The sequence below is a fragment of the Agrobacterium sp. 16-2014-1-2a genome (assembly GCF_053522705.1).
Genome location: NZ_JBNWBX010000003.1, coordinates 114,954 through 127,393 on the forward strand (window position 1 = coordinate 114,954; position 12,440 = coordinate 127,393).

The window sequence follows — 12,440 nt, forward strand, 5'->3', positions numbered from 1 at the left end:
GGGAAAACGGCCATGAGAACGGAATTCATCCCTCCTTCGGTCGCAAGAGCGGCTTTCCGGTTGCCGACGCTTTCCCGGCTGCCGCCGCTGACGGCCCTGCGCGCATTTGTCGTGGCCGCGCGTCACGCCAGCTTCTCGCGGGCGGCGGAAGAACTGCATGTCTCGACTGCCGCAATCGGCCAGCAGGTGCGCATTCTCGAAACCCATCTCGGGCAAACACTCTTCAGCCGCCAGCGCGGCGAACTGGTGCTGACCGAGGCCGGCAGCACGCTTTACCCCGGCCTTGCGGACGCTTTCGAGACGATGATTGGCAGCCTTTCCGATCTCATGGCCTCCGGCGGCCGGCGGCAGATGAAGGTTCTGGCGGAAGGCTGTTTTGCGGCCCGATGGCTGGCGCCGCGGTTGGGAACCATCGTTCCAGCCCTTGGAGACGTAGATATCTCGATTGAATCTCTCGAGGGCGATACCATCGACCTCACCCATTTCGATGCCGATTGCGCGATCGTAGCGACCCACGGACAAATCCCCGGTTTCATCCACGAACCGCTTTTTACCGACACCGTCAGTGCCGTCTGCACTCCGGATTTTGCGACCCGCTACCAGCTTGGTGGTGAACCCGAGCGGCTTCGGGATATCTCTTTTGCGATGTTGCGCGGCAACGGCACCGATGCTGCCTTCGAATGGGCAAACTGGCTGCGCGCCTGCCGCATTCCGCTTCGGCTTTCCGCAGCAGGACCGCGCTTTTCGCGTCAGACCGCGCTGATAGAGGCACTCTTGTCCAGCCACGGCATCGGCCTTGCGCGCCACTCGCTCATTTCCGAAGAGCTTCGAACCGGCCGTCTGATCGCACCTTTCGGTGTGCCTCAGCCGACCGCCAGCCGGTATCATCTTCTGACCAGTCCTGACAGGCGGCGGCTGCCGGAAATCGCATCTCTACTCGCCTTGTTGCGCGAGGATACACGCTCTCTCGAAGCCGCCGCCTGAACACGCCCGTCCCACATCAGGCGCGTTCCCTTTGCAACTCCCTGGTCGTATGGATGTTTTCCGGCCGGGGCAGGCCGTAATGATCACGCAGCGTGTCGCCCTCGTAATCCTCGCGGAACAGCCCGCGCTGTTTGAGGATCGGCACGACCTCGTCGACGAAAATATCGAACCCGCCATTCAGCCATGGCGGCATGATGTTGAAGCCGTCGGCAGCACCTTCACGGAACCAGGTCTCTATCCAGTCTGCCACCTGTTCCGGCGTTCCCGAAATCACCTTGTGCCCGCGCCCGCCGGCAAGCCGGTGCAGCAATTGCCGGATCGTCGGATTTTCCCGGTCGATGACATCGAGAACCAATTGATGCCGGCTGCTGTCCGCCTGCGCGCGCGTCGCTTCCACCGCCTCCTTCGGCAACGGCTGATCGAGATCGGCCGATGAGAGATCAATGCCTGTAATGCGCTGCAACTGCCCAAGCGAAAAGGCCGGCTGGATGAGATCGTTGAAACTCGCCTCGAGCTTTCGCGCCTCCTCTTCGGTGGAGGCGATGAAGGGGCTGATCCCCGGCAGGATTTTCACATGGGCGGGATTGCGCCCCGTGGCCGCCACGCGCCTCTTTATGTCGGAATAAAAAGACCGCGCACTCTCCAGAGTTTGATGCGCGGTAAAGATTGCCTCGGCATACCGGGCAGCAAAGCCACGGCCGTCCTCCGAAGAGCCGGCCTGCACATAGACCGGCCTGCCCTGCGGCGAGCGTGGCAGGTTGAGCGCGCCCCGCACCCGGTAGAACTCGCCCTCGTGACTGGCGGGATGGATGCGGTCGGTATCGGCGAAAAGACCGCTCTCCTTGTCGGCGACGATGGCATCGTCTTCCCAGCTGTCCCAGAGCTTCGTCACCACATCGACGAACTCAGTCGCCTGCCGGTAACGGTCGGCATGCGGCGGATGCTGCTGGAGATTGAAGTTTCCGGCAGCCGCATCGGCCGAGGTCGTCACGATGTTCCAGCCCACCCGGCCGCCGCTGATATGATCGACCGAGGCGAACAGCCGCGCGAGATTGTAGGGCTCGTAATAGGTAGTGGAGGCCGTCGCAATGAAGCCGATCTTTTCGGTGACGGCCGCCAAGGCCGCCAGCATGGTGATCGGTTCCAGCCGGTGCCGGGCGGCATAGCGGATATTGGCGTCCAGCACCGGCGCATCGGCAAAGAAAATGGCATCCAGCTTTGCCGCCTCGGCCTTGAGGGCGATATCCTGGTAGAGCCTTATATCCGTGACGCGCAGTGGCTCCGACTCGGGGTGGCGCCAGGCTGCTTCATGGTGCCCACCCGGATAGATGAACGCATTGAGGACCAGCTTCTCGGATTTTCTGCTCATGGCGATGAACCCTTTTCAACTTTGACGCGGCTTTAAACGAGAGGTGAGGATGCGCTTACGCCTCCTTCGTCACCCAGGCTTTGGCGAGATTGCCGCTGAGCCCCTCCGCCCCTGTCGCGTAATCCTTGATGCGGACGCTGCCGACGACCGGCTGGATTGGCGAAACGAGATTGATGACGGGAAGATCCTTGGCGACGACGGCCTGAAACTCCTTGAAGAAGGCTGCGCGCTTTTCGATATCCGGCTCCACCGCGGCCGCTTCCAGCAGCCGGTCCACTTCCGGATTGGCGTAGTGGCTGGCATTTGAGAATGGCAGGCCGATCTTGAAGTTCTTGCTCCAGTAGACACGCTGCACGCCAGCCGTCGGATCGAAGGTATTGGAGAGGGATTCGACTGAAAGGTCCCAGGCGCGATCGGTATAAACGACCTTCACATAGGTGCCGAAATCGAATTTCTGGATATCCGCCTCGATGCCGATCTTGGAGAGCGCCTGCGCTATGAAATCCGAATAGGTCTGCGGGTTGAACGGGTTGGTGGTGACCCTGAGCTTGAAGCGCTTGCCGCCATCCTTGCGCGGAAAGCCCGCCTCATCCAGCAGCTTTTCCGCCAGCGCGACGTCGAATTTCGCAAAACCGATATCCGGATTGTGGAACTTCGCAAGGCCGGGGCTGATCGGCGTGGGCGATGGCACGGCGTAACCGTAAAGCACGGTATCGATCAGCGCCGGAACGTCGATCGCGTGGGCAATGGCCTGCCTCACCTTCAATTCCTTGAGATATTCGTTCTCAAGGTTGATGACGAGCTGGTTCTGCTGGCCGGCATAGGCGTAGATGCGGTCATCCACCTTCAGCGTCGGGATGGATTTCAGCCGTTCCAGATCGGCAAGCGCCACCGGGTTCGGGCCAATGTCGCCCTCTCCGGTTTCCAGCGCCGCCGCGCGAGCGCCCGCATCATTGATGAGGCGAATGATGACGCGGTCGAGATAAGGACCTGACGCGTCCCAGTAGTCGGCATTCTTTTCCAGAAGAATATGGCTGCCCGGCACCCATTCCTTCAGGACGAAGGGGCCGCTGCCGATGATCTGGGCGGGTTTTGGATTGTCAGTCGGCTTGAAGGTCTCGAAGATGTGCTTTGGCACAACAGGCGATTCCGACGAGGCGAGCGCGGTTATCAATCCCGGCGCCGGCTTGGAAAGCTTCACCTTCGCGACCAGCGGATCGGAAGTATCGACGCTTTCAACATGCGAGAAAGTCGCCCGGCCGCGCGGATGGGCTTCCTTCAGCCGCAGGATCGAGAACTCCACATCCGCCGATGTCACCGGCTTGCCGTCATGGAACTTCGCATTCGGCTGCAGATGAAAGACATATTCCAGCCCGTCGGCGGAAACGCTCCATTCTTTGGCAAGGCTCGGCTTAGGCGAAAGTTCGTAATCGTACGTCAAAAGCCCGTCATAAATCTTCGAGCCAATGAACTGCGGACCGCCCGCGCTGGTATTGATTGCCACGAGCTGCGTCGGCTCGGGAAAATAGACGATCTTGAGCGTACCGCCCGAAACGGGCTCTTCAGCAGCAGCGAAAGAACCGCCGGGAAGCGCCACGAAAGCGCCAGCGGCGAGTGCAATTTTATGAAACTGGCGTCTGGAAAAGGTCATGTCTATCTCCGATAAAAATCCGATGTGCGGGGTGCGGCATCTCAGTGCAGTTGCGGGAACCCGTGACGCTCGGCGAGGATTTGCAAAATGCGTTTCGTGTCCTGAATGAAGTGCGTGTCGCCTTTGGTCGTCGCATCGGCTGGTGCATCGCCGGTAAAGACGAACAGCGGCAACGACTGGTTTTCCTCACCCACGACGGCGATGACCGCTTCGCGCGGACGCTGAAAACCGACCCGGTGGATATCGATCCCGGCGGCAAGGTCCGGAAAGGCGGCAAGCAGGCCTTCGATCTGGTTACAATGCGGGCAGACGAACCGGACACCGGGGTGCTTGGGGTCTTCAAAACCGGGGGCGATCAAAAAAAGCGTATCCTTGGCCATGGCATCCATCGTGTGCGGGTGAGATTTCATGGACACAGTGCAGGCAGAGAAATCAGAGGTCCAGAAAGCTATTCTTCCCGCAAAACGAAGAATTCCTTCGCCCTAAATTATTGAAGAAATTGATTTTTTTAGAGTTCCGATAATTGGCATCACCGTTCCTGCCGGCCTGTTCCAAAGGCAACGTTTTTCCCGAAAACGCCGTTATCCCGCGATAGTGAAAAAAGGCCGGAGGGCCGTTTTCAGCAATAAAAAACCCGGCAAAATTGCCGGGTTTTTTATTGCCATATGCAAAACGCTCACTCGTTCTTCCAGGCCGTCGACAGATCGCCATAGGCAATGTCGATGGTGGTGACGAGAGACTGCAGGCTGGTGTTGCGCAGAATGACGGTCGGCAGGGCGACGATAGAGAAATTCGGCAATTCGTCACCGGTGATTTTCTGGATATCGTGGAACTGCCCCGCCCGTTTCGTTTCATCCACTTCAATCGCAGCGGCGCGGAAAAGATCATCCACCCTGGGATTGTTGTAGTGGGCGGCATTGACGTATGGCGCGGGTTTCTTGATGCCATCGGACCAGTAGAGCCGCTGCACGCCCGCTGTCGGATCAAACAACCGGCTGATGCCGTTCACCGTCAGGTCAAAACCGCGCTCCGTATAGACGCGCTTGATGAAGGTCGCGAGATCGCCTTCGACGATATCCACCTTCACGCCGAGCTTGCCGAAGGACGAGCGTAGATATTCGGAGGTTTTGCGGAAAACGTCGGAGGGCAGGAAGGCCAGCCGCAGCGAAAAACGCGTGCCATCCGCACCCCTCGGATACCCCGCCTTGTCCAGCAGCTCATTCGCTTTGGCCAGATCGAAGGGATAGGTAAAGGGCTTCTCGTCATTATAGGCGGTGAATACCGCTGGAATGTTCGAACCGGCGGGTTTCGCCGTGCCGAAAAAGATCGCGTCGTTGATGAAATTGCGGTCGATGGCATGTGCCAGCGCGTGCCGCACCTCCTTTTTCGCGAGGATCGGGTTCTCCAGATTGAACTCGAATATGGCGGCGTTATTGAGATAGGAGTCGGTATAGACCTCCACCGAAAGCTTGGGATTCTGCCGCAAACGCTCCAGATCGCTGTAGGAGACATCGGCGGTATAATCCGCCTCGCCCGTTTCCACCGAGATGGTGGTGGAGGCCGCGTCAGCGACGAACCTCGCCACGAAGCCATCTAGATAGGGAAGATCGGCCTGCCAGTAGTTCGGGTTTTTCCTGAGCTTCACATAGCTGCCGCGTTTCCATTCCTCAAACACAAAGGGGCCAGTACCAACGGGCGCGTTGCCATTCGGGCTTTCATTGTAGTTTTCCGAAGCATAGGCATGGGCCGGCAAAATGGGCGTTTCGCCACCGGTCAGCGCCCGCAGAAGATAAGGCGCAGGTTTGGAAAGCACCACCACCGCCGTCAGCGGATCGGGCGTTTCGATATCGGCAACATTGGCGAAAGTGATACGGCCGCGTGGGCCCACCTTCTTGAAGGCAAGCAGGGAAAATTTCACATCCTGTGCAGTGAAATCCTTGCCATCATGCCATTTGACGCCCTTGCGCAGCTTGAAGGTGTAGCGCAGCCCGTCGGCGGAGGTTTCCCAGCTTTCTGCGAGAACCGGATGCGGCTTGAACTCGCTGTCGAAGCGCACCAATCCTTCCAGGATTTTGGTGGAAATCGCGCGCGTGCGCGTATTGGAATCGGAAAGCGGCACAAGCGTCGTCGGCTCACCGAGGCCCGCAAGGGTAACAATGCCGCCCTTTTTCGGCGTCTCCGCCGCCAGCACCGGCGCGGATGGCAGCAGCATGGCCGCACCTAGCGCAGCACTCAAAAGCAATGTCTTACGTCTTGTAATATCCATGGATGTTTCCTCTTGCAGGCTTGTTTTCAAATTTTCAGGCAGGCTTCAGCCGGGTTTCGACCAGCCGGGCAAACAAGGTGGCGCCGACCGGCAGGATGGCATCGTCGACAATGAAACCGGGATTATGGGCCGGCACGGTGCCGGAATGACCGAGGGTGAAAAACGCACCGGGCGCATGTTTCAGGAGGTCGGCGAAATCCTCGCTGCCCATGAAGCGGCTGGGCTCGGTGGAAACGCGCTCGTCTCCGAGAACTTCGCGCGCCACCCCGGCCACAATCTCCACCGACGCGTCGTCATTGGTCAGAACCGAGAATATGTCGCGAATATCCACCTCGGCGGTGAGCCCATAAGCGGCGGCAATGTGATCGGAAATCGTGCGGATTCGGCCCCTTATGGTCTCGCGCACGCTGTCGGAGAAGGCCCGCACCGTGCCTGCAATCGAGGCCGTTTCGGGGATGACGTTATAGGCAGATCCCGCCTCGATGCGGGTGATCGACAAGACGGCCGGATCGGTCGGCGGCACATTGCGGCTGACGATGGTCTGCAAGGCCTGGATGAGTTCACCCGTCGCCGGCACCGGATCACGCGAGACATCCGGGTGAGCCGCATGCGCGCCCCTGCCCTTCAGCCGGATATCGAAGAAATCGGCGCCTGCCAGAATGGTGCCGGGCGAAACCTTCAGATGGTTGGGTGCTGCATGGGAGGAATTGTGCAGCCCGTAAATTTCATCAACGGGGAAATCCTTGAACAACCCATCGGCGATCATGGCGCGCGCGCCACCCAGTCCTTCTTCGGCGGGCTGAAAAATGAAAATCACCGTGCCGGCGAAATCACGGGTTTCCGCCAGATAACGGGCGGTGCCAAGCAATATGGTGGTGTGCACATCATGCCCGCAGCCGTGGAACTTACCGGGATAGACCGATGCATAAGGCAGCCCTGTTTCTTCCGGCATCGGCAGGGCATCCATATCCGCCCTCAACCCGATTGAACGGTTGCCAGCATGACGGCCACGCAGCACGCCGACCACGCCGGTCTTGCCATAACCGCGATGCACCTCGATGCCCCAGGAGGTGAGCTTCTCGGCGACGATGCCGGAGGTGCGCACCTCTTCGAAACCGATTTCAGGATGCTGGTGCAGATCGTGGCGGATGGAGACGAGTTCGGGAACATAGGTCCCGATCCGGTCTATGACTTTCGGCGCGGGCGTTTTGACGGGATCGACGGCAATATTCACGGTATCTCCTCAGGGCAAAAAAGATCGTTCTCGCAATCTCTGTGATTGCGAAGTGCTAAGCTTCAGAACTGGAAATCTGAGGCCGGAGAGGCGTCAGAGCCTCAGGCCAGCCTCCTTCATCAAGGGCAGAATGCGCTCAGCGAAATATTCGAGATCTTCGCGGAAATCGTAGAAATTCAGCTGCACGCCATCGATGCCAGCCTTTTTCAAGCCGACAAGCTGCTCGACCACCTGCTCCGGCGAGCCGATGATTTCGATATTGCCGCCGAGATTGCGCCCCTGCTTGTGGCGCGCATCGCCGCGACCCCGCCAGGCATGGGCGTCGCTGTCGTAATTGTTGGTCGCAAAGGCACGGGTGCCGGGCTGCGGTTTTCCCGCCTCGATGGCGTCGGCATAGGCGATCGCTTGCCTCTCCGTATCGCGGCTGACGATGATCGGATTGATGAGCGTCTTCACCTGACGGCCATAGGCCTTGGCGCGGTTCTTGATGGTGGCGATATGATCGGGAAGCGTTTCCAGCGCGCTGTCGATATGCGCGCCGCCGGGCGAGGTAACGAAAACCAGATCGGAATGGCGGGCGGCGAAATCGATACCGGCCGGCGAGCCGGTCGCCGTCACCAGCGGCGGGCGGCCAAAGGCGGGCTTCGGCGTTATCCAGCCGTTGTTGATGGCCCAGGGGTTAAGCTTGCCCTCGTAGGAGAAGTTTTCGGTTTCTCCCCACAGGCGATGCAGCACATCGAACAACTCGTCCGCCATGTCGTAGCGCTTGTCATGGTCGATCCGCTGCCAGCCGAACATTTCATGCTCTATGGCGCGATGGCCGGTGACGATGTTGATGCCCCATCGTCCCCTGGCGATATGATCCAGCGTTGCGCCATATTTGGCGAGATGAAGCGGATGCAGGGGACCGTAAAGCACATGAATGGTGGAGATCAGAAGAATGCTCTTGGTGACCGCCGCCATGGCGCCCAGCGCAATGAAACTGTCGAGCGAGGATTCGCCGTCATAACCGCCCTTGGGCAGCCATTGCGTGCGGCTGAAGGCGATTTCGAAACCAAGCTCCTCCGCGCGCTTCACCAGTTCCGCATTGTAGTCGAAGGTCCAGCTATTGCTGGTTGGCAGGCTGGAGAAGTTGATGTCCTGCAGATTGAGGAACAGCCCCAGCATCAGTGGCTGCTTCACCGCGCGGCTGAGCGGGCTGTCTTCGAAATCAGTGGGGCTTTTCAGTTCGGGACCTTCAGGCAGTGAAACAGTCAGCGCCATGTCTTTTCTCCCTCGGAATGATTACCCTGCGGGGTGGTCGCTGCCAGCCGGGCGCGCAAATAGGCCTCCACGCTGCGGGGCTGACGACCGGTAATCCGTTCGATGTTGTCGTTGACGGGGGCCGCGAGGCCCTCGCGGATAAGTTGGCCGAATTCACCAATCGCCTTCTGTTCGAAAGCTCCGATATGCGGTGGAAAAACCGAAGCGGAATGATGCGATATCCCCACGGGGCGATGCAGGATACGGGCCGCGATGCGGGCGATTTCCAGTGCCGTCAAGGCTTCACCGCCGGTTAGCACCAAGGTGCCGGAAACAGACGTGCTCGCAGTCAAGGCGTGAACCGCCACATCGGCTATATCGTCGGCATCAATGAAGGAAACTGCCGCATCGCCGAAACGGGCGGGCACATCCTCCCCCTGGCGTAGTGCTGCGACGACGGGTTCCAGCGCCACCTGCATCCAGGCATTCGGCCGCAGCACCGTATGCGCAATGCCGCTCCCGGCTAGATGTTTTTCGACCTCGGCATGGGCGGCACCCGAGATGGAGCGTGCGGCATTGGCGATGGTCCAGTCGGAACCGGATATTTTCACGATCCGCGATACGCTGGCGGAGAGAGCGGCATCGATGACCGCTTTCTGGTCCGCCGCCAGCGTTTCACCGATTGGGGAAAGCAGGAACACCGTGTCTGTTGCGCGTGAGGCCTCTTTCAGGCTGGCCGGATCGGAGAAATTCCCCTCCGAAATATCCACCCTGTCGCCCCAAAGCTTGAGCGCGTCCTCACCCCGGCGGGTCAGCACCCTAACCTTCGCCTCTTTCTGCAAAAGGCGGCTGACGACGCGTTGGCCGAGCTTGCCGGTTGCACCCGTTACAAGAATGGTTGCTGTCATGACGCCCTCACTTCGCCGCAGCCTGTTGCAGTAAAGAAAGCGCGCGCGGATCGGCCCAGTCGTTCACATCGAAATCGTCAGGGATGAATTTCCATTCCAGCAGGAAATCCTTGAAGTGGCTGAGCGCATCCAGCTCCGCCGGATCGAGATCGAGCCTCAGGTTACGGTACACATCCGCCCCGTTGGCGGCGATAACCGCTTCCTCGCTGACACCGATCTCGCGGGCGATGAAACGCACCGCTTCCGCCGGATTGGCGTTCGCCCAGCCGGCAACCCGCTGTACCGTGGCCACGAGGTCGGCGACGAGATCGGGCCTTTCATCGGCAAAGGTGGCATCTACAGTCAAAGGACGTGGCGTGCCGTTATTGATGCGGATTTTCGGATCGGGGTGAAACCCGGTCGACACGACGACGTGCGCGCCAATGAGATTGGCGACGGTGACGCCCTCCGCTCCTTTGACAAAAAACGCATCGATCTTTCCGCGATGCAATGCCGCGATCTCCTCCCCATAGGGCAGCCGTCGGCGCAGGCCATGGAACCTGTCGTCAGCCGGTCCGAGCAGCACCGGCTCGGTTGCGGTGAGATCGACCAGCTCGACCTCCGCCACGGAAAGGCCGGAAACGGTCAGTGCCGACACGATGCCCTTGAGCGATGTGGCGCGCTGGAAGTCGATGGTTTCGTTCGGTCGTTTCGGCAGCCCGATGCGCCGGCCCTTCAGTTCGCCGCCCTTTGTTATACCACTGGCTGGCAGCGCTATGACCGCCTGAAACTCGTCGGTCCTGGTCAAACCGACAAGACGCGTCTGGCGTCCGCCGGATTTTGCCCAGATAGGCGGAATATTACCGCCCTGACGGAATGACCAGTCCAGACGGTGATCGAAATGGCTTTGGCGAATGGCCGGATCCGCCGCATCGCGAATGGAAGAAACAGTAATGCCGTGGCCGGCGAAACTCTCCTCGATCCAGCCAAGCTGCGCCGCGATGGAAAGCGGCGTTGGCGCCGGGCAGCGCGTGTACCAGACGGTTTCAGGGTGGGTTATCTGGCGAAGGGCCGCATCAGCCATGGCGTTCGTCCTCTCAATTGCGATCTCTACGACACGCTACACGCCATAAAATATTTTCTATAGATAAAGTGTACTATTTGAGAGGCCATTGAGGAAATTCGTTTCCATATCATCATGGCTTCGTACTTCCGGTAAAATATCCTTTCGGAAACGGCGTCATTCGCAAGCGATACTTCGGCGAAGAGCGGCACGCGATGTGAGCCTTTCCTTGGGAGCGTCGGCCATGGCTGGGAAGTTTTTCTTCTCCTGACAGCAAGGATTTTTAACTCGCGACCGGAACCCCGGCTGTTACGCTTCCCCGCAATTGTGTCGGAACCGCAAGCCGGCAATCCAACAGACCTGAAAGAAAAAGTGGCAGCATGAGCACGAACAAACGCCGGCTCAATCTCAATGTCGGCATCAATACCACCGGATACCTCGCCAATGCCTGGAAATACAGGAGCGGAGACCGGCACGATATCAACGATATCGGCTATTACCGGCGACTGACGGAACTGGCTCACAAAGGCCGGTTCGACGCCGTTTTCCTTTCGGATCACCCGGCATTGCTGACCGACCCGACAAGCCGGCCGTTTCACACCATCGATCCGCTCATCCTTTCCACATCGCTTACCGCACAGGTGCCGGACATCGGATTCGTGGCGACGGTGTCCTCCACCTATAACTCGCCCTATAATTTTGCGAGACGAACGCAATCCATCGATATCGTCACGGGCGGTCGGTTGATCGTCAACATCGTCTCCTCCTTCAATCCGAACGTCGCCGCCAATTTCGGCAACGACCCGCTGCCGCCGCGCAATGAGCGATATGCCAAGGCCACGGAATTTCTCGATGTCGCGAAAAAGCTCTGGTCGAGCTGGGATCCGCGCCGCGAAGGCGAGATACCGGAAGACCGCTTCTGGGATGCGGCGACGGCCGAGACCATCGATCACGAGGGGCAATATTTTCATGTCAAAGGCCCGCTCAACGTCCCTCGTGGACCGCAGGGGCACCCCGTCATCGCCCAGGCGGGCGCTTCCGAGGGCGGCATCGATCTGGCGGCACGTCATGGCGAGATCATCTATTGCAACATATTGTCCCGTCCCGCCGGCCAGGCCTTTGGCAAAAAGGTCCGTGACCGCGCAGTGTCTTTCGGCCGCGATCCCTCCCGCATCCGCATCGTTCCCGGCCTCGTCGTCATTCTCGGCGAGACGCGCGAGGAAGCGCTGCGCAAACACGAACTCTACAGCGGAACCGGCTCGGAAGACGGTCTTCTGGCACGCTTCGCCAAGGAAAACGGTATCGATCCCCGCGATTTCGATCCCGATGCGAAACTGGATGGCGAGCGCTTCATTCCCGACCAGAACCGACAATGGGCTGTCGGCATGGGGCTTGGCCTTTCCGAACTGCTGACCCATGAAAAGCTCACCGCCCGCGAGGCCGTGCGGCGCTCGGAGGGGCATCACCGGCTGCTGCTCGGCACAGCAGAAGAGGTGGCGGACGGCATCATCGATCTCTGGCAGGACGGAACGGTTGACGGCTACACATTGCAGCCGCCCCGTGCCCCTGACGATATCGCCGAATTCGTCGAACAAGTCGTGCCGGTGCTGCAAGACCGCGGCGTTTATCCGCGCGAATACGAAGGCACGACCATACGCGAGAGATACGACCTGCCTCAACCGGACTGACGCTGTTCGCCTCGTTCGCCATTCCCACGCTCGGCGAAGGAATGGCGACGTTGTGA

10 protein-coding genes are annotated in these 12,440 nt (G+C 59.6%); 2 read left to right on the forward strand and 8 right to left on the reverse strand.

Translation table 11 applies throughout. From position 1 onward, the window contains the following. Window positions 1-12: 12 nt before the first annotated feature. Complete coding sequence (locus ACQZ45_RS12150) at window positions 13-984, forward strand: LysR substrate-binding domain-containing protein (RefSeq protein WP_065687804.1); 972 nt, start codon at window positions 13-15, stop codon at window positions 982-984. 16 nt (window positions 985-1,000) lie between these two features. Here the strand turns inward: ACQZ45_RS12150 and ACQZ45_RS12155 are convergent, their stop codons facing one another. The 8 genes from ACQZ45_RS12155 to ACQZ45_RS12190 all read right to left on the reverse strand — a co-directional run bounded on the left by ACQZ45_RS12155 (window position 1,001) and on the right by ACQZ45_RS12190 (window position 10,717). Beyond that, window positions 1,001-2,353, reverse strand: a complete 1,353-nt coding sequence (locus ACQZ45_RS12155; RefSeq protein ID WP_113291585.1) for an LLM class flavin-dependent oxidoreductase — start codon at window positions 2,351-2,353, stop codon at window positions 1,001-1,003. 55 nt (window positions 2,354-2,408) lie between these two features. Beyond that, window positions 2,409-4,004 (reverse strand): ABC transporter substrate-binding protein, encoded by a 1,596-nt coding sequence (locus tag ACQZ45_RS12160; RefSeq protein WP_111788629.1) that lies wholly within the window; start codon window positions 4,002-4,004, stop codon window positions 2,409-2,411. 41 nt (window positions 4,005-4,045) lie between these two features. Beyond that, complete coding sequence (locus ACQZ45_RS12165) at window positions 4,046-4,384, reverse strand: DUF3088 domain-containing protein (RefSeq protein WP_026330699.1); 339 nt, start codon at window positions 4,382-4,384, stop codon at window positions 4,046-4,048. Between the two features lie 296 nt (window positions 4,385-4,680). Next, complete coding sequence (locus ACQZ45_RS12170; RefSeq protein ID WP_065687807.1) at window positions 4,681-6,270, reverse strand: ABC transporter substrate-binding protein; 1,590 nt, start codon at window positions 6,268-6,270, stop codon at window positions 4,681-4,683. A 34-nt stretch (window positions 6,271-6,304) separates the two neighbouring features. Then, complete coding sequence (locus ACQZ45_RS12175) at window positions 6,305-7,504, reverse strand: M20 aminoacylase family protein (RefSeq protein ID WP_019564768.1); 1,200 nt, start codon at window positions 7,502-7,504, stop codon at window positions 6,305-6,307. Window positions 7,505-7,597: 93 nt separating this feature from the next. Beyond that, window positions 7,598-8,767 (reverse strand): LLM class flavin-dependent oxidoreductase, encoded by a 1,170-nt coding sequence (locus ACQZ45_RS12180; RefSeq protein WP_065687808.1) that lies wholly within the window; start codon window positions 8,765-8,767, stop codon window positions 7,598-7,600. After that, window positions 8,758-9,654 (reverse strand): NmrA family NAD(P)-binding protein, encoded by an 897-nt coding sequence (locus tag ACQZ45_RS12185; RefSeq protein ID WP_065687809.1) that lies wholly within the window; start codon window positions 9,652-9,654, stop codon window positions 8,758-8,760. The genes ACQZ45_RS12180 and ACQZ45_RS12185 overlap by 10 nt, the downstream gene beginning before the upstream one ends. Window positions 9,655-9,661: 7 nt before the next feature. Then, the gene (locus ACQZ45_RS12190) at window positions 9,662-10,717 is read right to left on the reverse strand and encodes an ABC transporter substrate-binding protein (protein ID WP_065687810.1); all 1,056 of its coding nucleotides are present in this window, start codon (window positions 10,715-10,717) and stop codon (window positions 9,662-9,664) included. A 359-nt stretch (window positions 10,718-11,076) separates the two neighbouring features. On the opposite strand from ACQZ45_RS12190, the gene ACQZ45_RS12195 reads away from it, so the two are divergent. Continuing rightward, window positions 11,077-12,384 carry an NtaA/DmoA family FMN-dependent monooxygenase gene (locus ACQZ45_RS12195; RefSeq protein WP_448742259.1) on the forward strand — a complete coding sequence of 436 codons (1,308 nt, stop codon included), beginning with the start codon at window positions 11,077-11,079 and terminating at the stop codon, window positions 12,382-12,384. The last annotated feature ends 56 nt before the right edge of the window (window positions 12,385-12,440 follow it).

What these genes read in the sequence shown, in the direction of transcription:
- ACQZ45_RS12195 (WP_448742259.1), top strand. Translation starts at nt 11,077, where the DNA reads ATGAGCACGAACAAACGCCGGCTCAATCTCAATGTCGGCATCAATACC.
- ACQZ45_RS12180 (WP_065687808.1), bottom strand. Translation starts at nt 8,767, where the DNA reads ATGGCGCTGACTGTTTCACTGCCTGAAGGTCCCGAACTGAAAAGCCCC.
- ACQZ45_RS12155 (WP_113291585.1), bottom strand. Translation starts at nt 2,353, where the DNA reads ATGAGCAGAAAATCCGAGAAGCTGGTCCTCAATGCGTTCATCTATCCG.
- ACQZ45_RS12185 (WP_065687809.1), bottom strand. Translation starts at nt 9,654, where the DNA reads ATGACAGCAACCATTCTTGTAACGGGTGCAACCGGCAAGCTCGGCCAA.
- ACQZ45_RS12150 (WP_065687804.1), top strand. Translation starts at nt 13, where the DNA reads ATGAGAACGGAATTCATCCCTCCTTCGGTCGCAAGAGCGGCTTTCCGG.
- ACQZ45_RS12160 (WP_111788629.1), bottom strand. Translation starts at nt 4,004, where the DNA reads ATGACCTTTTCCAGACGCCAGTTTCATAAAATTGCACTCGCCGCTGGC.
- ACQZ45_RS12190 (WP_065687810.1), bottom strand. Translation starts at nt 10,717, where the DNA reads ATGGCTGATGCGGCCCTTCGCCAGATAACCCACCCTGAAACCGTCTGG.
- ACQZ45_RS12165 (WP_026330699.1), bottom strand. Translation starts at nt 4,384, where the DNA reads ATGGCCAAGGATACGCTTTTTTTGATCGCCCCCGGTTTTGAAGACCCC.
- ACQZ45_RS12170 (WP_065687807.1), bottom strand. Translation starts at nt 6,270, where the DNA reads ATGGATATTACAAGACGTAAGACATTGCTTTTGAGTGCTGCGCTAGGT.